The 18,549-nt window shown below is 62.1% G+C and carries 21 protein-coding genes; 11 read left to right on the top strand and 10 right to left on the bottom strand.

Features of this window, described 5'->3' with window-relative positions; translation table 11 throughout:
• Positions 1-204: 204 nt before the first annotated feature.
• Positions 205-762, top strand: a complete 558-nt coding sequence (locus DTP52_RS24700; protein WP_109755797.1) for a cysteine hydrolase family protein — start codon at positions 205-207, stop codon at positions 760-762.
• 292 nt (positions 763-1,054) lie between these two features.
• Here DTP52_RS24700 and DTP52_RS24705 read toward each other — a convergent pair whose 3' ends face one another.
• The 4 genes from DTP52_RS24705 to DTP52_RS24720 form a co-directional block, all read right to left on the bottom strand.
• Entirely contained in the window at positions 1,055-1,258 is a 204-nt protein-coding gene (locus tag DTP52_RS24705) for an SEC-C metal-binding domain-containing protein (RefSeq protein WP_003198420.1), read from the bottom strand.
• Positions 1,259-1,263: 5 nt separating this feature from the next.
• Positions 1,264-1,749 (bottom strand): LEA type 2 family protein, encoded by a 486-nt coding sequence (locus DTP52_RS24710; RefSeq protein ID WP_109755698.1) that lies wholly within the window; start codon positions 1,747-1,749, stop codon positions 1,264-1,266.
• Positions 1,750-1,820: 71 nt separating this feature from the next.
• Entirely contained in the window at positions 1,821-2,309 is a 489-nt protein-coding gene (locus tag DTP52_RS24715) for a YchJ family protein (protein WP_162893798.1), read from the bottom strand.
• Between the two features lie 2 nt (positions 2,310-2,311).
• Positions 2,312-2,809 carry a DUF6231 family protein gene (locus DTP52_RS24720; RefSeq protein WP_109755699.1) on the bottom strand — a complete coding sequence of 166 codons (498 nt, stop codon included), beginning with the start codon at positions 2,807-2,809 and terminating at the stop codon, positions 2,312-2,314.
• Between the two features lie 192 nt (positions 2,810-3,001).
• Between DTP52_RS24720 and DTP52_RS24725 the strand changes: the two genes are divergently transcribed.
• The 4 genes from DTP52_RS24725 to DTP52_RS24740 all read left to right on the top strand — a co-directional run bounded on the left by DTP52_RS24725 (position 3,002) and on the right by DTP52_RS24740 (position 5,683).
• Positions 3,002-3,697, top strand: coding sequence for an OmpA family protein (locus DTP52_RS24725; protein ID WP_109755700.1), 696 nt, complete (start codon positions 3,002-3,004; stop codon positions 3,695-3,697).
• A 90-nt stretch (positions 3,698-3,787) separates the two neighbouring features.
• Complete coding sequence (locus DTP52_RS24730; protein WP_109755701.1) at positions 3,788-4,513, top strand: OmpA family protein; 726 nt, start codon at positions 3,788-3,790, stop codon at positions 4,511-4,513.
• Positions 4,514-4,659: 146 nt separating this feature from the next.
• Positions 4,660-4,932, top strand: a complete 273-nt coding sequence (locus tag DTP52_RS24735) for a DUF1145 domain-containing protein (RefSeq protein ID WP_109755702.1) — start codon at positions 4,660-4,662, stop codon at positions 4,930-4,932.
• Positions 4,925-5,683: a hypothetical protein gene (locus tag DTP52_RS24740; protein ID WP_109755703.1), complete on the top strand. Its 759-nt coding sequence runs from the start codon at positions 4,925-4,927 to the stop codon at positions 5,681-5,683. Before DTP52_RS24735 ends, DTP52_RS24740 begins: the two co-directional genes overlap by 8 nt.
• Positions 5,684-5,809: 126 nt before the next feature.
• On the opposite strand, the gene DTP52_RS24745 is transcribed toward DTP52_RS24740, so the two are convergent.
• Positions 5,810-6,274, bottom strand: a complete 465-nt coding sequence (locus DTP52_RS24745; protein WP_109755704.1) for a CopD family protein — start codon at positions 6,272-6,274, stop codon at positions 5,810-5,812.
• A 99-nt stretch (positions 6,275-6,373) separates the two neighbouring features.
• Here DTP52_RS24745 and dinG point away from each other — a divergent pair, with 99 nt between their 5' ends.
• From dinG to pdxH, 4 genes are all read left to right on the top strand, one after another.
• Positions 6,374-8,518: an ATP-dependent DNA helicase DinG gene (gene dinG / locus DTP52_RS24750; RefSeq protein WP_092329194.1), complete on the top strand. Its 2,145-nt coding sequence runs from the start codon at positions 6,374-6,376 to the stop codon at positions 8,516-8,518.
• 126 nt (positions 8,519-8,644) lie between these two features.
• Positions 8,645-9,790, top strand: coding sequence for a serine hydrolase domain-containing protein (locus DTP52_RS24755; RefSeq protein WP_109755705.1), 1,146 nt, complete (start codon positions 8,645-8,647; stop codon positions 9,788-9,790).
• 119 nt (positions 9,791-9,909) lie between these two features.
• On the top strand, positions 9,910-11,022 hold the full coding sequence (locus tag DTP52_RS24760) for an OmpA family protein (RefSeq protein ID WP_109755706.1): 1,113 nt from the start codon (positions 9,910-9,912) through the stop codon (positions 11,020-11,022).
• Between the two features lie 24 nt (positions 11,023-11,046).
• Positions 11,047-11,694: a pyridoxamine 5'-phosphate oxidase gene (pdxH, locus tag DTP52_RS24765; protein ID WP_109755707.1), complete on the top strand. Its 648-nt coding sequence runs from the start codon at positions 11,047-11,049 to the stop codon at positions 11,692-11,694.
• Here pdxH and DTP52_RS24770 read toward each other — a convergent pair.
• Complete coding sequence (locus tag DTP52_RS24770) at positions 11,691-11,924, bottom strand: hypothetical protein (RefSeq protein ID WP_109755708.1); 234 nt, start codon at positions 11,922-11,924, stop codon at positions 11,691-11,693. The genes pdxH and DTP52_RS24770 overlap by 4 nt on opposite strands.
• 170 nt (positions 11,925-12,094) lie before the next feature.
• Here DTP52_RS24770 and DTP52_RS24775 point away from each other — a divergent pair, with 170 nt between their 5' ends.
• On the top strand, positions 12,095-12,559 hold the full coding sequence (locus tag DTP52_RS24775; RefSeq protein ID WP_003184697.1) for a glycine zipper 2TM domain-containing protein: 465 nt from the start codon (positions 12,095-12,097) through the stop codon (positions 12,557-12,559).
• A 138-nt stretch (positions 12,560-12,697) separates the two neighbouring features.
• Here the strand turns inward: DTP52_RS24775 and nhaA are convergent, their stop codons facing one another.
• Positions 12,698-13,885, bottom strand: coding sequence for a Na+/H+ antiporter NhaA (gene nhaA, locus DTP52_RS24780; protein ID WP_109755709.1), 1,188 nt, complete (start codon positions 13,883-13,885; stop codon positions 12,698-12,700).
• A 268-nt stretch (positions 13,886-14,153) separates the two neighbouring features.
• On the opposite strand from nhaA, the gene DTP52_RS24785 reads away from it, so the two are divergent.
• Positions 14,154-15,248: a PLP-dependent cysteine synthase family protein gene (locus DTP52_RS24785; RefSeq protein ID WP_109755710.1), complete on the top strand. Its 1,095-nt coding sequence runs from the start codon at positions 14,154-14,156 to the stop codon at positions 15,246-15,248.
• Positions 15,249-15,430: 182 nt separating this feature from the next.
• On the opposite strand, the gene DTP52_RS24790 is transcribed toward DTP52_RS24785, so the two are convergent.
• From DTP52_RS24790 to DTP52_RS24800, 3 genes are all read right to left on the bottom strand, one after another.
• Positions 15,431-17,044, bottom strand: a complete 1,614-nt coding sequence (locus DTP52_RS24790; RefSeq protein ID WP_109755711.1) for an NAD(P)/FAD-dependent oxidoreductase — start codon at positions 17,042-17,044, stop codon at positions 15,431-15,433.
• Between the two features lie 73 nt (positions 17,045-17,117).
• Positions 17,118-17,792: a COG3650 family protein gene (locus DTP52_RS24795; protein ID WP_109755799.1), complete on the bottom strand. Its 675-nt coding sequence runs from the start codon at positions 17,790-17,792 to the stop codon at positions 17,118-17,120.
• Positions 17,793-17,853: 61 nt separating this feature from the next.
• Complete coding sequence (locus tag DTP52_RS24800; protein ID WP_109755712.1) at positions 17,854-18,453, bottom strand: short chain dehydrogenase; 600 nt, start codon at positions 18,451-18,453, stop codon at positions 17,854-17,856.
• Positions 18,454-18,549 lie beyond the last annotated feature (96 nt).

The raw sequence follows: 18,549 nt of genomic DNA on the forward strand, positions 1-18,549 counted from the left end.
AAAGCTCCTGCGGGAGGGGGTGGCGGCAATAAAGGCGCTACGTTAGTGAGCAGGAGGGGGGCGCGCAAGCGGGGGCGAGGGTTATTTGTTGATTTGGCGACAAAACCCAGGGCTCGGGTAAGCTCTTTCGCTCGAGGGCTTGCCTGTCAGGAAGAGGTGATGCCCAAGTGTGGAAATTCAATGACTGAGCAAGAGGAAATCGGCATGGAGCTACAGATCAACGCAGCGCTGATCCTCATCGATCAACAAAAAGGCATTCTTCACCCCAGGCTCGGCCCTCGCAACAACCCCGAGGCAGAACTGCGGATGCTGGAGCTTCTGGCTTTCTGGCGGCACACGGTTCGACCGGTGATTCATGTCCACCACTTGTCCCGCTCGCCGGATTCGGTGTTCTGGCCGGGACAGTCGGGCGTGGAGGTCCAGCCACGGTTCGAGCCGATGGCCGGGGAGTGGTTGATTCAAAAACAGGTGCCGGATGCGTTCAGTGGCACGCCCCTGGAAGAAGACCTGCGCAGGGCAGGCATCGGGCAACTGGTGATCGTCGGCGTGGCGACGCACAACTCGGTGGAGTCCACGGCGCGTACGGCCGGTAATCTGGGGTTCGACACGTGGGTGGTCGAGGATGCCTGCTTTACCTTCGACAAGACCGACTATTTCGGCAATGCCCGTTCGGCTGGCGAGGTGCACGCCATGTCCCTGGGCAACTTGCATGGCGAGTATGCGACGGTGGTCAGTGTGAAGCGGGTTCTTGAGGCAGTCTGATAGACAGGCATTGAAAGTGCCGGCCTCATCGCGAGCAGGCTCGCTCCCACACTGGATTCTGCACTGATCATGGAATATCGCTTCACCGCAATGCCCTTGTGGGAGCGGGCTTGCTCGCGAAGAGGGTGTGTCAGGTTAATCAATGCCAACTGACCCGCCGCATTCGCGAGCAAGCCCGCTCCCACAGAAGTCGGTGGTGAGCCCCGGCCTTACGAGCGTCGCAGACCCCCTGTGGGAGCGAGCCTGCTCGCGATAGCGATTCAACAGGCGAAGATTATCTGCGCCCGAACCTTCAAGCCCCGTGGCACTTCTTGAATTTCTTGCCATTACCGCATGGGCAAGGGTCGTTGCGGCCGACATCCTTCAGGGCGTTGCGTACCGGTTCCTGGTGGGCGTGGCCGCAGTTCGGGCCGTGGACGTGGCCGTGGTCATGATCGTGATGATGGTCGTGATCGTGGTTGCAATCAGGGCCGTGGACATGGGGTTGCTGGGTCATCGGGGTTACTCCGCAATAAAATCGGCGGCGATTATCACGCCATTGCGCTCAAGGTGCACGTAGTGGGCGATGAATAATCCGGTTTCCAGCTCACCTTCCAGACGATAGGGGATCTGTTCCCGGGGTTTCTCCAGCAACTTCACCACATCCCGCACCTGCGGCCACAGGTTGGTGCGGATCGGCACCTTGAAGTAGGCACTGTGTCTGGGGCGTACGGTGAACCAGTGTTCATGCTCACCTTCGGTCAGCAACAGGTCGCCCAGGTGGATGCGATACGTCAGGCCGCGAACGGTCAGGTCGCTGTCGCCCGGGTTGTCGACGCGAAAGTGCAGCATGAACTTCTGTTCCAGCAGCCGGGCCCGCACCACCTCGACCTTGACCAGATGCACTTGTGGCTCAGGGGCTTCTTCACCCCACCAGGACGCGCAGCCGCCGAGCCCGACGAATAGCAGCAGGCAGGTGATGCGCAGCAAGAGTGATGGTGGGGTCATGTCCGTGCCTCTGGTTTATCCCCAGTCTAGCCCTATGGGCCGATGGACGAGCGTCGGACGTTTCCGAAAAGTCAGCGATTGAAGTAGCCGGCGCAGCACTTCTTGAATTTGTGCCCGCTGCCGCACGGGCAGTTGTCGTTGCGGCCAGTCTTGACTGGCACGGTCGGGTCGATGAAGTACCAGCGCCCGTTGTTCTGTACGAACGAAGATTGTTCACGGTGGCTGTGCTCCCCCTGGCCGTCGTGCCAGCGCGCCGTGAACGTGACAAAGGCGTGCTCCGGTTGCCCGCCGAACACTTCGCTGCTTTCCACCTCCAGTCCCAACCAGGTGCTGTTGGCGCTCCACTCGCTGATCGACTGGCGATCGAGCCCTTGCTGCTGGGCGGGCAGGGTGGTGGCGACCAGATAATCCACCAGGCCCAGCACGTAGGCGCTGTAGCGCGAGCGCATCAAGGCTTCGGCGCAAGGCGCCGGGTGACCGTCGTGGTAATGGCCGCAGCAGGCGTCCAGTGTGTTGCCACTGCCGCAGGGGCAAATGGGTGTGTGCGGGCTTGTGTTCACGGCTACCACCAATATTTTCCAAAGTTTTCCGGGTTGGCCCAAAAGCGCGAGTTGAGCCAGTCGGGGACTTGCTTGTATTCAAGCAGATCATAGGTAAACAGGGTCAGCACCTGCTCTTCGCGCTGGAATCGCTCGCTGGCTTGCAGGGCCAGGGAAAAAAAGTCCGTCTCTTGCCAGCCGCAGGCGTTGAGGTCTGCCAGCACGGCGATACGGCTGGCGTTGAGATTGCGGATGCCGCCCAACAGGTTCAGACCGTCGCGCTTGGGCAAATGCTCCAGGCAATCGAGCGCCAGGGCCAGGTCAAAACGCCGCGCCGCCACGTCCGCCGGCAGCGCGCCTGGGCCGGCATGGACCACTTCGGTGTCGGGGTGGGCCTGCTGGAACGCTTCGAGTGCGGGAAAGCCACTGGCACCGATCAACAGCAGTTTTTGCGGGGCATAACGGTCAAGCACGGCCGCCAGGGCTTGCTGGGGCGTACGCGAAGAAATGGCAACGGTCATCGAAGTTCCTCAGTCAGAAGCGTCACGATAGCCTGCCCGGACATCCTGGCCTAGAGCGGTTTGTCCCTGAATGGGCGCAAACGTCGCAAACACGGGGCGAAAACCCGCGATTGCTCAGGCTGGCGCAGATCCGCAGACGGGTCTTTACTCCCCTGAATCGGCGCAGAGCCGATCCCTCAAGGAGAAAACCCAATGAGCATAGTTCGGACAGCGTTACCCCTGGTTCTGCTAACCAGTGTGTTGACTGGTTGCGCAGGTTTGCAGAAAACCGACTGGCCGATCTGTGCGGCCACTGGTGGTGTGGTCGGCGCGGGATTGGGCGCCATCGAAAGCAGTTCCTGGATCGGCCCGGGAGCGCTGGTGGCCGGCACCGTTGCGGCGGGCTGGTGCTGGGCCCATGGCGACGGCGACGAAGACGGCGATGGCGTGCCGGACAGCCGCGACAAGTGCCCGGGCACACCGAAGGGCGTGCAGGTCGATGCCGACGGTTGCCCACCGCCCGCTCCAGCGCCGGTGGTTGAAGAACCCGCAGTGGTCAAGGAAGAAACCATCGTGATCCGCGATGTGCACTTTGAATTCAACAAAGCCACGTTGACCCCGGGCGACAAAGAGGTCCTGAGCACAGTCGCCACCCGGCTGAAACAGGAAACGTCCACCGCGCAATTGCGCGTCACCGGCCATACCGACAGCGTCGGCAGCGATGCCTATAACCAACGCCTGTCAGAGAAACGGGCCAATTCGGTGGTGAACTACCTGGTCGATCAAGGCGTGCCTCGCGCCAGTTTCGTCTCGGTGAGTGGTGCCGGGGAAAGCCAGCCAGTGGCCGACAACAAGACCGCCGACGGACGCGCCCAGAACCGTCGCACGGAAATCCGGATAAATCGCTAAAACCCTTGCCATCCGCGGCTTGTAGAGTGGCGGATGACAGTCTTTACTCCTGTGTGACCGGTATGGGCCGGTGACACAGGAGCCTTCACCATGAACGTTCTTATCAAGGCCGTCTTACCGGTGCTGCTGGCCAGCAGCGTGTTGTCCGGTTGTGCCACGCACAGCGATGGCAGCGCCCCCCTCAATCAACGCACCTGGCCGATCTGTAGCCTGATCGGCGGCTTGATCGGTGGCGGATTGGGGGCCATCGAAAGCAGCGGCTGGGCCGCCGGTGGCGCCGCGTTGGGGCTGCTGGGCGGTGGTTTGATCTGCTACGCCCAAGATGGCGATGAAGACAACGACGGGGTGTTCGACCGCCGCGACCGTTGCCCCGATACGCCGGCCAATACTCCCGTCGAGCATCACGGCTGCCCGCTGCCGCAATACCCGGCCAGCGCCCCGCCGGTCGAGCCTGAAGCACCGGCCACCGAAGTCATCACCCTTAACGATGCCGGCAAGGTGCTGTTCGATTTCGACAAATCCGATCTCACCGCAGAAGCCCGAAGCCAACTCGATGGGCTGATGGGTAAACTCAGCCATGCCAATGTCGCCAGCATCCGGGTGGTGGGGCACACCGACAGTGTCGGCACTGATGCCTATAACCAGGGGCTGTCCGAGCGTCGGGCCAGCAGCGTCGTCGAGTATTTGCTGACCCAGGGGCTGGCCCCCGACAAACTCACCAGTGAAGGCAAGGGCGAAAGCGAGCCGGTGGCTGACAATGACACCGACGAAGGGCGGGCACAGAACCGTCGGGTCGAGCTGCATATCCAGCGTTGAGCCCTGAGCCAGAGCCGTCGGATCGCGAGGAGGGCGGTTCGACGGTCGCTGGCCGGCGGTAAATTAAATTTGCCTTGCCCTCTGGCTTATCCTGCGCGCATGCCGTTACTGTGCGGCCAAAGAATAATACTCATCGGGGGGGACGTATGAAGGTGTTTTGGGGGCTGGGGCGTTTACTGACCCTACTGTTCTGGTTGGTGGTGTTGGTCAACCTGATCATGCCGTTCGTCCATCCGTTGCATCTGCTGGTCAATTTCGCCGCAGCGTTTTTACTGGCGCTCCATCTATTGGAACTGCTGGTGTTCAGGGCCAGTTTTCGTGGCCGTCCCTCGGCTGGCCGCGATCGCCTCAGAGTGCTGCTGTTCGGCATCTTCCATCTGCAAACCCTCCCGACCGCGCCAGAGGCTTCCCATGCGTAAATTGTGTCTGCTCGCCGCATTCGTATGCCCATGGGCTTCGGCCCAGGTGGTCCAGGTCGAAAGCCATTCATTGATGCGTCTGCCCAACACCACCAGTACCCTGACCCTGGAGCGGCTGGACGTGGCCGACTACGGCACGCTGCTGGTGCCTTCCAATGTCACGGAACTGACTGTCGACCAATTGCACCTGGGACGTGAAGCACGGATCGCCATCGTGCCGGCGCAGCAGGTATTGGAAATGAAGGTGGCCCAGGCCGAGTTGGCCGAAGGCAGCCAGATCACTTCACGCGGCGCACCGGGTACCTACACCAAGGCGGCGCGGCCGGGGCGGGATCTGAACCTGCGCTTCAATGCCTTGAATGCGCCGCTGTTGTCGGTGGATGCCCGTGGTGGCACCGGTGCGCCGGGTTTCGTCGGCCTGGACGGCGCCAATGGCCAGGCGCCAGGTTGCACCTGGGGGGCGGCCGGTCGCGGGGCCGACGGCAGCAACGGCAGCGATGGCCAGCCCGGTGCGGCCGGTGCACTGGTGCGTCTTGAGCTGCCCCGCGCCTATCCTGCCGAGCAGATCAAGGTGACGGTGGACGGCGGCGCCGGTGGCGCGGCTGGGCACGGCGGCAAACCCGGTGTCGGTGGCAAGGCCAAGGGTTGTCTGGTCTATACCGCTGACGGCGGTAAGAGCGGCCGTCCGGGTGCTGATGGCCAGCCGGGGCCTGCCGGCGCGGCGGGGGCGGTGACGGTGCAGCGGTTCTGAAGAAAATCTGATCCCGACTTGTGGGAGCGAGCCTGCTCGCGATGGCATTGGGTCAGTCGATCAAGTATTGCCTGATGTGCCGCCATCGCGAGCAAGCTCGCTCCCACAGGGTTAGGTGCAATATTTTCAGAACATCGGCCGCGCCGCGCCAATCGCCACCACCAGCAGCCCGATCAGCAAATTGATCCCCACCAGTTTGCGAATTCTCCCCAGCACCGCCGCACCCGTCGGCCAATCCTGCGCAGTCACAGCGTTACGCAACGAAGGCAGTTGCAGGCCCTGGATGCGGATAAACAGCGCCGCCATCACCACATACAGGCCCATCATGATCTGCACATAACGCGGCGCGGTTTCGAAGCCGGCGAAGCGCACGTGGATCAGGCCTACACCGCTGATCGGCAAAAGCACCACCGCCACCCAGACCCAGACGAAAAAACGTTGAAACACTTCTACCCACAATTTGAGCCGGGCAGGGCCCTCAAGTGCCGTCATTGCGGCGGGGCGCAGGATCATCCAGGCGAAGAACATGCCGCCGACCCAAACCAGGGCCGCCAGCAAATGCAGGGTGTAGACAAGGGCAAAGGGTGTCATTGGGTTACTCCGTTCTGCGCAGGATTCATTAGCGGGGTATGATAGCCGCCGATCCGAACCACTGAAAATTTATCCAGCGTTTTTAGCGCCCGACCATTCATGATCAGCACCGAACTCAAAACCACGATCCAGGGCGCCTATTCGCGTTTTCTCGAAGCCAAGAGCCTCAAGCCGCGATATGGCCAGCGCCTGATGATTGCCGAAGTGGCAAAAGTCCTGGGTGACATCGACACCGATGACGAAGGCCGGCGCAGTGGCGAGCCCGCCGTCGTGGCGGTGGAGGCCGGCACCGGTACCGGCAAGACCGTGGCCTACAGCCTTGCGGCGATCCCCACCGCCAAGGCCGCCGGCAAGCGCCTGGTGATTGCCACCGCGACCGTCGCCCTGCAGGAGCAGATCGTCTACAAGGACCTGCCCGACCTGATGCGCAATAGCGGCCTGAACTTCACGTTCGCGCTGGCCAAGGGCCGTGGGCGCTACATGTGCCTGTCCAAGCTCGACATGCTGCTCCAGGAAGGCCAGGCGCAGACCGCCACGGCCCAGCTGTTCGAAGAAGAAGGCTTCAAGATCGAAGTCGATGAAGCCAGCCAGAAGCTGTTTACCAGCATGATCGAGAAACTGGCCGGCAATAAGTGGGACGGCGACCGCGACAGCTGGTCCACGGCCCTGGAAGACGCCGACTGGTCGCGCCTGACCACAGACCATAGCCAATGCACCAACCGCCATTGCCCGAACTTCGGCCAGTGCGCCTTCTACAAGGCCCGCGAAGGCATGGGCAAGGTCGACGTCATCGTCACCAACCACGACATGGTCCTGGCCGACCTGGCCCTGGGCGGTGGCGCGGTGCTGCCGGACCCGCGCGACACGATCTACGTATTCGACGAAGGCCATCACCTGCCGGACAAGGCCATCGGCCATTTCGCCCATTACACCCGGCTACGCTCCACCGCCGACTGGCTGGAAACCACCGCCAAGAACCTCACCAAACTGCTGGCCCAGCATCCATTGCCGGGTGACCTGGGCAAGTTCATCGAGCAAGTGCCGGAGCTGGCGCGGGAAATCAAGACGAACCAGCAGTTCATGTTCACCGCCTGCGAGCAAGTGGCCGACTTCAAGCCCGGCGAAGACGTCGAGGGCCGCGAGCGGCCACGCCATCGCTTCGTCGGCGGGGTGATTCCTGAACACATGCGCGAAATGGGCATCGAGCTCAAGAAAGGCTTCGCCCGCCTGACCGATCTGTTCACCCGCCTGACCGACCTGCTCAAGGAAGGCATGGATGGCGAGGTCAACATCGGCATCGCCAGCAACCAGGCCGAGGAATGGTACCCGCTATTTGGCAGCCTGTTGTCCCGCTCCCAGGGCAACTGGGAACTGTGGACGGCCTTCACCGCCGAAGACCCGGAGGACAACCCGCCGATGGCCCGGTGGCTGACCCTGGCCGAAAGCGGTTCGCTGTTTGACATCGAGGTCAATGCCAGCCCGATCCTGGCGGCGGAAATGCTGCGGCGCAACCTGTGGAACGTGGCCTACGGTGCGTTGGTGACGTCCGCGACGCTGACCGCCCTGGGCACGTTCGACCGTTTCCGCATGCGCGCCGGCCTGCCGAAGAAAGCCGTGACCGCGGTGGTCCCGAGCCCCTTCCATCACGCCGATGCCGGCGTGTTGCGGGTGCCAGACCTCAAGGCCGACCCACGGGATGCCGCCGCCCACACTGCGGCGATCATTCGTGACTTGCCGGAATTGGTGGAAGGCTCGCGGGGCACCCTGGTGTTGTTTTCCTCGCGTAAACAGATGCAGGACGTGTTCGATGGGCTTGACCGTGACTGGCGCAAACAGGTGTTCATCCAGGGCAACCTGTCGAAGCAGGAAACCCTGAACAAGCACAAGGCGCGGGTCGACGGCGGGGACTCCAGCGTGCTCTTCGGCCTGGCGAGTTTTGCCGAAGGCGTGGATTTGCCCGGTGCCTATTGCGAGCACGTGGTGATCGCCAAGATCCCGTTCTCCGTCCCTGACGATCCGGTGGAAGCCGCGCTGGCCGAGTGGATCGAAGCCCGTGGCGGCAACCCGTTCATGGAAATCTCCGTGCCGGACGCATCGCTGAAACTGGTCCAGGCCTGTGGCCGCTTGCTGCGTACCGAAGAGGACCGCGGCACCATCACCTTGCTTGACCGCAGGCTGGTAACCCAGCGCTACGGCAAGGCGATCCTCAATGCGCTGCCACCGTTTCGGCGGGAGATTTCCTAGATTCTGGTGATTTGCTTGACGGGGGCTGTGTCAGTCCGGTCAGCCGTCTTGCGGCGGTTCCCAAAAGCCTGAATGGCTGAAACAATGCCAGCACTTTAAAAAGTGTTTGTTTCAAAGGAGTTGCGGGTGCAGATTCAAGGCCATTATGAACTTCAGTTCGAGGCGGTGCGTGAAGCCTTCGCGGCGCTGTTCGATGATCCCCAGGAGCGTGGCGCCGCGTTGTGCATTCAAGTGGGTGGCCGGACTGTCGTCGATCTGTGGGCCGGTACCGCCGATAAGGATGGCAGCGAATCCTGGCACAGCGACACCATCGCCAATCTGTTTTCCTGCACCAAGACATTTACCGCCGTCACTGCCTTGCAACTGGTAGCCGAGGGCAAGCTGCAACTGGATGCCCCGGTTGCCCGCTATTGGCCGGAATTTGCCGCCGCCGGCAAGCAATCCATCACCCTGCGCCAGTTGCTCTGCCATCAGGCTGGACTACCAGCTCTGCATGAATTGCTGCCGCCCGAGGCGCTTTATGATTGGCAAGCCATGGTCGATGCCCTGGCCGCTGAAACGCCGTGGTGGACGCCGGGCGAAGGCCATGGCTACGCGGCGATCACTTATGGCTGGCTGGTCGGCGAGCTGCTGCGCCGGGCCGATGGGCGTGGCCCGGGGGACTCCATCGTGGCCCGCGTTGCCAAGCCATTGGGCCTGGATTTCCATGTCGGCCTGGCCGATGAGGAGTTTCATCGCGTGGCCCACATTGCCCGTGGCAAAGGCAACGTGGGGGATGCAGCGGCCCAGCGCCTGTTGCAGGTGACGATGCGCGAGCCCACGGCCATGACCACCCGGGCCTTCACCAACCCGCCGTCGATCATGACCAGCACCAACAAGCCGGAGTGGCGACGCATGCAGCAACCGGCGGCCAACGGTCACGGCAATGCCCGCAGCCTGGCCGGGTTCTACGCCGGTCTGTTGGACGGCAGCCTGCTGGAAGGCGAAATGCTCGACGAACTGACTCGCCAGCACAGCCTCGGCGAGGACAAGACACTGTTGACCCGGACCCGTTTCGGCCTGGGTTGCATGCTCGATCAACCGGATATACCGAACGCGACCTACGGCCTCGGCCCACGGGCATTCGGCCATCCGGGGGCGGGAGGCTCCATCGGGTTTGCCGATCCGGAACAGGATGTTGCCTTTGGTTTCGTGACCAACACACTCGGGCCTTATGTGCTGATGGATCCGCGCGCGCAGAACCTGGCGAGGGTGTTAGCCACTTGTCTGTAAAACGCCATTGAAGGCAGCGGACACCGGAACCTCGTGTCCTTTTCAGTTTCCAAGCGTCTGTTTATGCGGCCCGAACATGGCCTTTTGTTTTTTCATTTAGATCATTTTGTGGATATCCAATGTCATCGAATAAAACCCTCGCTCTGGCGCTGTGCTTCGCTATCACCGGTTGCGCACAAACCCCACAAAATGATGCCGAGGCCGGCAGTAGCTGGTGGCCGTTCGGCTCTTCCGACAAGGTGGTAGCCAAGGAAACGACACCCGCGGCGCCCCTGAAACCGGCCGCCGTCGCTCCGCAAGCCAAGGCCGAGAGCGCTACGCACTGGTGGTGGCCGTTCTCTTCCGATGACGCTGCTGACGTCGCGAAGAAAGATGACGTCAAGCCTCAAGACAAGCCTGAAGCCAAGGCGCCGGCCGTTGCCAAGGCCGAAGCCGAAAGCAACGGCAAGTGGTGGTGGCCGTTCGGCGGCAAGGACCAGGAAACCGCCAAGGCGGTGCCGATGCCCGATCCGAAAGTCACCCAGGCCTGGCTCGACGACTACGAACCGAAGCTGCGCACAGCCATCAAGGACAGCAAGCTCGAACTCGAACGTCGCGACAACGTGTTGGTGGTTACCGCGCCCGTGGACGGCTCCTTCAACCCAGACCGTCCGGCCATGCTGCTGCCCGTGACCCTCGGCCCGTTCACACGCGTGGCGAAGATCCTTGAAGCCGACCCGAAGACCGCTGTGCTGATCCTCGGCCACGCCGATACTTCGGGCGCCGCGCCTGCGAACTTGAAGCTCAGCCAGGAGCGTGCCCAGTCCGTGGCGGCGATTTTCCGTCTCAGCGGCCTGCAACGTGATCGCCTGATGCTGCGTGGCATGGGCGCAGTGGCACCTCGTGCGGCCAACGACAGCGTGGAAGGCCGTGCCTTGAACCGTCGCGTGGAACTGCTGGTCACGCCGGCCAACACCATGGTTGCGCTGCTGAGCAAGTACAACATGCCGGCCCCTGCGCCGGTGACGCTGGTGGCGGCCCAGGACGTGAAGCCCGCAGCCCCGACCCCAGCGCCTGCGGCTAAAAAAGCCGTGACCTCAACGGCCAAGAAGGCTCCGGCCAAAAAAGCCGCGGCCAAGGCTCCGGCGAAGAAAGCGCCAGCCAAGGCCACTACTGCGGCGAAGAAACCCCAACCGGCCAAAGCCGCCACCGATACCAAGAAAGTCGCGGCCGCCGATACTCCCAAGCAGTGATGGGCTAACCACAAGGAACGCGCCATGACCCAACCGCTGGCTGATATGCGCCGCGACTACACCCGCGATGGCTTGACCGAGGCACAAGCCCCGGCCGAGCCGTTTGCATTGTTCCACCAATGGTTCGCCGACGCGGTGAAAACCGAGCAGGCTCCGGTTGAGGCTAACGCCATGACCCTGGCCACGGTGGATGCACAAGGGCGACCGCACTGTCGAATTCTGCTGCTCAAGGGCCTGGATGCCTTGGGCTTCACGTTCTTCACCAACTACGACAGCGCCAAGGGCCAGCAACTGGCCGCGAATCCATTCGCGGCCATGACGTTTTTCTGGCCGGCCCTGGAACGCCAGGTGCGCATCGAAGGCAAAGTGGTCAAGGTCACGGCGCAGGAGTCGGACGCCTATTATCAGGTTCGCCCGCTGGGCAGCCGTCTCGGCGCCTGGGCTTCCCCCCAGAGCCGGGTGATTTCAGGGCGCGCTGAGCTGGACGACTTGCTCAAGGCCACCGAACAACGTTTCAGCGACAGCCAGCCGCACTGCCCGGAGCATTGGGGTGGTTATCGTTTGCTGCCCGAGCGCATCGAGTTCTGGCAAGGCCGTCCGAGCCGCCTGCACGATCGCCTCAACTATCGTCTGCAAGGGACGAACTGGATTCGCGAGCGCCTGGCGCCTTAGCCGCGATAACCTGCCGCAGCGGTTTGAAGCCATTGCGGCAAGTCCCGGCGCTTGATGCCTTGCTCCCGGGCGCGGGCCAGTTGTTGCAGCATGTAGGTCTTTTTCCGTTCATCCTGCCCCGCCAGGGACAGCGCCAGGTCGCGGTCCATCCAGCGTTTGATCCGTACGTACAACCACCAGTGGAAGTACAAGCCGGCCACGGTGATCGCGACGATAATGAAATAATCCATGAAAAATCCCCGGGTTGATGACGCAGGTTTTGGAAATTGGCGCTACTGTTGGGTGAATTTTTCCGGTGCGCCTGTATCCCACCTGAATGAAAACAATTTTATCCCGGCGAGACCGTGACAGGCGTCAAGTCGCGGAGTTTAATGAATCCCTGTCTTTTGGAGTTGATGCTATGCGTAAGTCTGTTTTGCTGGTTGCTTCCTTTTCCACGATGGCGATGTTGCTCACTGGCTGTCAGTCGAGCCTGACCGGTGACTCCTATTCCCGTGACGAAGCGCGTCGCGTGCAGACGATTCGCATGGGGACCATCGAATCCCTGCGTCCGGTCAAGATCGAAGGCACCAAGACCCCTATCGGTGGTGCGGCCGGTGCCGTGGTCGGTGGTGTAGGCGGTAGCGCCATCGGTGGCGGTCGTGGCAGCATCGTCGCCGCAGTGATTGGCGCTGTGGCCGGTGGCCTGATCGGCTCCGCCACCGAAGAAGGCCTGACCCGTACCCAGGGTGTGGAAATCACCGTTCGTGAAGATGACGGCAGCATGCGTGCCTATGTGCAGCAGGTTCAGGAAAACGAGGTGTTCCGTGTGGGTGAGCGGGTTCGTATTTCCACTGTGGATGGTACGAGTCGCGTATCCCACTAAGCTGGAATTGTTTGAGAAAACGGCGCCTTGTCCTGGACGGAAGGCGCCGTTTTTTTATGGCTTTGTTTCCGGGGGCGGGGCGGTGTACATAGCCGTTACCGCAGCAATGGATATACGCACCCCTCAGGCAGCCAGGAATCAGCTTGGCAATGCAGGCTGCTTGCGACTGGACGCCGCTGTCACCGCGTAACCCAACAACGCCGCGAGGATCGAACCGGTGAGAATCCCCATCCGATCCATGCCGGCGTAGTCACTCACGCCAGGCTCGAACGCCAGGGAGCCGACGAACAGGCTCATGGTGAACCCGATGCCACACAGGATCGCCACGCCCAGTACCTGACCCCAATTGGCGCCGGCGGGCAGGCTGGCAATGCCGATTTTCACGGCCAGCCAGGTCAGGCCGAAGACGCCGACGGTCTTGCCCAGTAACAGGCCGATCGCGATACCCATCGGCACGTGATGGGTGAAGCTTTCGACGGTGACGCCACTCAGGGACAGGCCGGCGTTGGCGAAGGCGAATAGCGGCAGGATGCCGTAGGCCACCCAGGGATGCAGTGCATGCTCCAGGCTCAGCAGCGGTGAAGATTCGGCATTCTTCGTGCGCAGCGGGATGCAGAACGCCAGGGTCACACCGGCCAAGGTGGCGTGGACACCGCTCTTGAGTACGCAGACCCAGAGGATCAGGCCCACGACCATGTAGGGCCCGAGCTTGACCACGCCCATCCTGTTCATCGCCACCAATGCGGCGATGCAGGCAGCTGCCAGCATGAGCGACAAGGTCGACAGGGCGCCGGAGTAGAAGATGGCGATGATGATAATGGCGCCCAGGTCGTCGATGATCGCCAGGGTCATCAGGAACAGCTTGAGCGACACCGGCACCCGCTTGCCGAGCAAGGCCAGCACGCCGAGGGCGAACGCGATGTCGGTGGCCGTCGGGATTGCCCAGCCGGCGAGGGCGGGGGGATTGTCACGGTTGAGGAACCAGTAGATCAGCGCCGGCACCACCATGCCGCCAATCGCCGCCGCGCCCGGCAGGACGATTTGCGAAGGTTTCGACAGTTGCCCGTCGAGGACCTCGCGCTTGACCTCCAGGCCGATGAGCAGGAAGAACATCGCCATCAGGCCGTCATTGATCCATAGCAGCAAGGGTTTGGCGATTTTCAGCGCGCCGACCTGGGCCACCACCGGGGTGTCCAGCAGGCCGTTATACAGCCAGGACAGCGGCGAATTATTGATGGCCAGGGCCAGTACGGCGGCAGCGATCAGCAGCAGGCCACTGGCCGCCTCCAGCTGGAAAAAACGTGTCAGAGAATTACGTAGAGCCACGATCGCTCTCCATTCATCGAATCAAAAAGATGGCACACCCTAACCCGTACTGTTAGTTGTTAAAACAAAAGTTATATTCTTTTTTGTTATATGACGCTACAACGCCTGCACGGCGCGGTCGGGCAGTTACGGCGCATATTGGACCTTAGCTGTACCTGTGCGCGCTGTCGGTTTTTTCCTAAGCTTGTGCCTGGTTTTTCCGAGACCAAAGTCGCGCCTGCATGACCGTCAGGTTCCCCGCGTCGAACCGATCCAGTGAGAAAACACCATGAACGACCACCGCCAGTGGGCGCGCGAAGCGATCCGCATCATCGAGGCTGACTTCCAGCGCAGCGCCGATACCCACCTGATTCCGCTATCGCTGCCTGGCCTGCCGGGCATCGAACTGTATTTCAAGGATGAGTCCAGCCATCCCACTGGCAGCCTCAAGCATCGGCTGGCCCGTTCGCTGTTTCTCTATGCGTTGTGTAACGGTTGGCTCAAGCCTGGGGCGCCGGTGATCGAAGCTTCCAGCGGTTCGACAGCCATTTCGGAGGCGTACTTTGCCCGTCTGCTGGGCCTGCCGTTCATTGCAGTGATGCCAGCGACCACCTCCAGGGAAAAAATCGCACAGATCGCCTTCTATGGCGGCCAGAGCCATCTGGTGGACGATCCGACGCAGATCTACGCCGAATCCGAACGCCTGGCCCGCGAGCATGACGGGCATTTCATCGACCAGTTCACCTATGCCGAGCGCGCCACGGACTGGCGGGCCAATAACAACATTGCCGAATCGATCTTCCAGCAGATGCGCTTCGAGCGGCATCCGGAGCCAAGCTGGCTGATTTCCAGTCCCGGCACGGGCGGCACCACGGCCACCCTGGGGCGCTACGTGCGTTATCGCCAGCACGGCACCCGGGTGTTGTGTGCCGACGCCGAGCGTTCGGTGTTCTTCGACTACTACCGCAGCGGCGATGCCAATCTGCGCATGGATTGCGGCTCGCGCATCGAGGGTATCGGCCGACCACGGGTCGAGGCGTCGTTCTTGCCCAAAGTCATCGATGCGATGGTCAAGGTCCCGGACGCCCTGTCACTGGCGGCCATGCATTACCTGGCCGAGCGCTTGGGACGACGGGTTGGTGGTTCCAGCGGTACCAACCTGATCGGTGCGTTGATCGCCGCGAAGCAGATGATGGAGGCAGGGGAGTCGGGATCGATCGTGGCGATTTTGTGTGACGGCGGCGAGCGCTATGCCACGACCTATTACGACCCCGCGTGGCTCAAAGCCCAGGGCTATGAGTTGAGCGGGCTGATGGCGGCCGTGGCGGCGAGTGTGGAGAGGGGAGATGCGTTGCCAGAGAGTGTGTTGCGGGCGAATATCTGAACCTTGAAAACACCGGAATCCCTTGTGGGAGCGAGCCTGCTCGCGATAGCGGCGGACCAGTCAACATCTGTGTTGAATGCCAGGCCGCCATCGCGAGCAGGCTCGCTCCCACAGGGTCATGCTGTTCACTTAAGCAAATTCGGCCTTGAGTGAACAGCATTGCCCTCACAAGGACGCTTCTGTCAGGCCTCCAGCCCCAGGATATCCCGCGCCACCGCCTCGGCAATCCGGATCCCGTCCACGCCCGCCGACAAAATCCCGCCCGCATAACCGGCGCCTTCACCGGCGGGAAACAAGCCCTTGACGTTCAGGCTCTGCAGCGATTCGTTGCGGGTAATGCGCAGGGGCGACGAGGTGCGGGTTTCGATCCCGGTCAGCACCGCATCGTGCAGCGAATAACCGCGAATCTGTTTCTCGAACGCTGGCAGGGCTTCACGGATGGCTTCGATGGCGAAGTCCGGCAGGGCCAGGGCCAGGTCGCCCAGGGAGACGCCGGGTTTGTAGGACGGTTCGACGCTGCCCAGTGCCGTGGACGGCTTGCCGGCGATGAAATCGCCCACCAGTTGCGCCGGGGCCTCGTAGTTGCTGCCGCCGAGCACGAACGCGTGGGACTCCAGGCGCTCCTGCAACTCGATCCCGGCCAGTGGGCCACCCGGATAATCCACTTCCGGAGTAATGCCGACGACGATGCCGGAGTTGGCGTTGCGCTCGTTGCGTGAATACTGGCTCATGCCGTTGGTCACGACGCGGTTCGGCTCGGAGGTCGCGGCCACCACGGTACCGCCCGGGCACATGCAGAAGCTGTACACCGAGCGACCGTTCTTGGCGTGGTGCACCAGTTTGTAGTCGGCGGCCCCCAGTTTCGGGTGGCCGGCGTACTTGCCCAGGCGTGCGCTGTCGATCAGCGATTGCGGGTGTTCGATCCGGAAACCCACCGAGAACGGTTTGGCTTCCATGTACACGCCACGGCTGTGGAGCATGCGGAAGGTGTCCCGGGCGCTGTGGCCCAGGGCCAGGATCACATGCCTGGAATGAATCCGTTCACCGCTGGCCAGTTCGACGCCGACCAACTGGCCGTCCTCGATCAGTACATCGGTGACGCGCTGCTGGAAGCGCACTTCACCGCCCAGGGCGCGAATTTGCTCACGCATGTTTTCCACTACGCCTGTCAGGCGGAACGTACCGATGTGCGGCTTGCTGACGTAGAGGATTTCTTCCGGTGCGCCGGCCTTGACGAATTCGTGCAGGACCTTGCGACCGAGGAATTTCGGATCCTTGATCTGGCTGTAGAGCTTGCCGTCGGAAAACGTCCCCGCGCCGCCTTCACCGAACTGCACGTTGGACTCGGGGTTGAGCACGCTTTTGCGCCACAGGCCCCAGGTGTCCTTGGTGCGCTGGCGTACTTCCGGGCCGCGTTCGAGGATGATCGGCTTGAAGCCCATCTGTGCCAGCAACATGGCGGCGAAGATCCCGCACGGGCCAAAGCCGACCACGATTGGCCGTTCGCTCAGGTCGGCTGGTGCCTGGCCGACCACTTTGTAGCTGACATCCGGCGCCTCGTTGACGTTACGGTCATCGGCGAACTTGCGCAGCAGGCTGGCTTCATCGTGCACCGTCAGGTCGATGGTGTAGATGAAGCACAGTTCGGAGGATTTCTTGCGCGCGTCGTAGCTGCGCTTGAACAAGGTGAAATCGAGCAGATCATCGCTGGCGATGCCCAGGCGTTGCACGATGGCGGGGCGCAGGTCTTCTTCGGGATGATCGATTGGCAGCTTGAGTTCGGTGATTCGTAACATGGCGGGGTCCGGTTCGCGGGATGCACAACTGCATCAGGGCGTGAACCGGCGATTATAAGCCAAAACCTGTGAGTCAGTCGTTGCGCGCGCCGCCGAAATAGGCGCAGCCGCGCTGGACCTGTCCGTTGACCCGCAGTTCGGCGCTCATGTGTTGCACACTGCCGGTGACGCTGTCGACGCAGCGCTGGGTGGCCAGCCAGAGCTCGACCTTCTGGCCGTTGGCTTCGGTGCTGATGTTGAGGCGACCATCACCCAGTTGCTCCTCCATGTAAGGCACCGCCAGTGGCGGCTGGCCCTCACGTTCGAGCACCAGGCCCTTGCCGCTGGCCTTGAGGTTCCACTCGGGGCCATGGCCGGCGGCGCGCAGGATCAACAGTCTGAAATTTTCGTCATTGCATGCGGTGCTCGACCGTTCCAGGCGATACAGCTGCTCCACCTCCAACTGGCTATCGGTGCCGGCCGCCGCGCTGGAGCCGATACGACCGCGCATATCGGCAAACAGTTTGCCCTGTTCATCGGCCAGGCTGGCGGCCTGTTGCAGCACGCTGGTACCACCGCTGTCGTTGACGATGTAGCGGCGCTGTTCCTGGCATGGTTGGAACACCAGCTTGCCATCGGCCGCCGTGAGTTCGCCCTGCATGCGCGTCTGGTCGGCGTGGGACACGCTCTGGCGCGGGGCGTCGAGCAATTGGCAGCCGGCAAAGAGCGGCAGGAGGGCGACAAACAGCAGGGAGCGGGCGGCACGCATCATTGGGTCTCCAGACAAGTGCCGCCACGTTACTCAGACTGTTCCTGCATCACAAGGGGTGTCAGCCCACGTGAAAGGTCTGACCGGTTTGTAGGCCTTCGACACTCTTGGCGTAGGCCAATGCCACATCGGCGGCTGGCACCGGTTTGTAGCCACGGAAGTAGGGGGCGTATTTGCCCATGGCTTCCACCAACACGTTCGGGCTCACCGAGTTGACTCGCAAGCCCCGTGGCAACTCGATTGCCGCGGCGCGCACGAAACTGTCCAGGGCACCGTTGACTAGGGCCGCCGACGCGCCGCTCTTGATCGGATCGTGGCTGAGCACGCCGGTGGTGAAGGTGAAGGATGCGCCGTCGTTGGCGAATTCGCGGCCGATCAGCAGCAGGTTCACCTGGCCCATCAGCTTGTCTTTCAAACCCAGGGCAAAGCTGTCTTCGGTCATGTCGGCCAGGGGGGCAAAGGTGACATTGCCCGCTGCGCAGACCAGGGCATCAAAACGGCCGGTCTTTGCGAACAGCGCGCGAATCGAGGCGCTGTCGCTGATATCCACCTGCAGTTCACCGCTGTGGCGGCCGATCCGAATGATTTCGTGGCGGGGCGACAGTTCTTTATCAATGGCCGAACCGATGGTGCCGTTAGCGCCGATCAACAGGATTTTCATGAGCTGTTCCTCAATGGGTTGAATGAGTTTTCAGTCTAGAGGGGTTCTTTCCTTGGATAATCATGCTAATAGGCAACCTTTGGTTTTCAATTGGAA

The organism is Pseudomonas sp. 43mfcvi1.1 (genome assembly GCF_900115935.1).
Classification (GTDB): domain Bacteria; phylum Pseudomonadota; class Gammaproteobacteria; order Pseudomonadales; family Pseudomonadaceae; genus Aquipseudomonas; species Aquipseudomonas bijieensis.

What these genes read in the sequence shown, in the direction of transcription:
- DTP52_RS24700 (WP_109755797.1), top strand. Translation starts at nt 205, where the DNA reads ATGGAGCTACAGATCAACGCAGCGCTGATCCTCATCGATCAACAAAAA.
- DTP52_RS24705 (WP_003198420.1), bottom strand. Translation starts at nt 1,258, where the DNA reads ATGACCCAGCAACCCCATGTCCACGGCCCTGATTGCAACCACGATCAC.
- DTP52_RS24710 (WP_109755698.1), bottom strand. Translation starts at nt 1,749, where the DNA reads ATGACCCCACCATCACTCTTGCTGCGCATCACCTGCCTGCTGCTATTC.
- DTP52_RS24720 (WP_109755699.1), bottom strand. Translation starts at nt 2,809, where the DNA reads ATGACCGTTGCCATTTCTTCGCGTACGCCCCAGCAAGCCCTGGCGGCC.
- DTP52_RS24725 (WP_109755700.1), top strand. Translation starts at nt 3,002, where the DNA reads ATGAGCATAGTTCGGACAGCGTTACCCCTGGTTCTGCTAACCAGTGTG.
- DTP52_RS24730 (WP_109755701.1), top strand. Translation starts at nt 3,788, where the DNA reads ATGAACGTTCTTATCAAGGCCGTCTTACCGGTGCTGCTGGCCAGCAGC.
- DTP52_RS24735 (WP_109755702.1), top strand. Translation starts at nt 4,660, where the DNA reads ATGAAGGTGTTTTGGGGGCTGGGGCGTTTACTGACCCTACTGTTCTGG.
- DTP52_RS24740 (WP_109755703.1), top strand. Translation starts at nt 4,925, where the DNA reads ATGCGTAAATTGTGTCTGCTCGCCGCATTCGTATGCCCATGGGCTTCG.
- DTP52_RS24745 (WP_109755704.1), bottom strand. Translation starts at nt 6,274, where the DNA reads ATGACACCCTTTGCCCTTGTCTACACCCTGCATTTGCTGGCGGCCCTG.
- dinG (WP_092329194.1), top strand. Translation starts at nt 6,374, where the DNA reads ATGATCAGCACCGAACTCAAAACCACGATCCAGGGCGCCTATTCGCGT.
- DTP52_RS24760 (WP_109755706.1), top strand. Translation starts at nt 9,910, where the DNA reads ATGTCATCGAATAAAACCCTCGCTCTGGCGCTGTGCTTCGCTATCACC.
- pdxH (WP_109755707.1), top strand. Translation starts at nt 11,047, where the DNA reads ATGACCCAACCGCTGGCTGATATGCGCCGCGACTACACCCGCGATGGC.
- DTP52_RS24770 (WP_109755708.1), bottom strand. Translation starts at nt 11,924, where the DNA reads ATGGATTATTTCATTATCGTCGCGATCACCGTGGCCGGCTTGTACTTC.
- DTP52_RS24775 (WP_003184697.1), top strand. Translation starts at nt 12,095, where the DNA reads ATGCGTAAGTCTGTTTTGCTGGTTGCTTCCTTTTCCACGATGGCGATG.
- DTP52_RS24785 (WP_109755710.1), top strand. Translation starts at nt 14,154, where the DNA reads ATGAACGACCACCGCCAGTGGGCGCGCGAAGCGATCCGCATCATCGAG.
- DTP52_RS24790 (WP_109755711.1), bottom strand. Translation starts at nt 17,044, where the DNA reads ATGTTACGAATCACCGAACTCAAGCTGCCAATCGATCATCCCGAAGAA.
- DTP52_RS24795 (WP_109755799.1), bottom strand. Translation starts at nt 17,792, where the DNA reads ATGCGTGCCGCCCGCTCCCTGCTGTTTGTCGCCCTCCTGCCGCTCTTT.
- DTP52_RS24800 (WP_109755712.1), bottom strand. Translation starts at nt 18,453, where the DNA reads ATGAAAATCCTGTTGATCGGCGCTAACGGCACCATCGGTTCGGCCATT.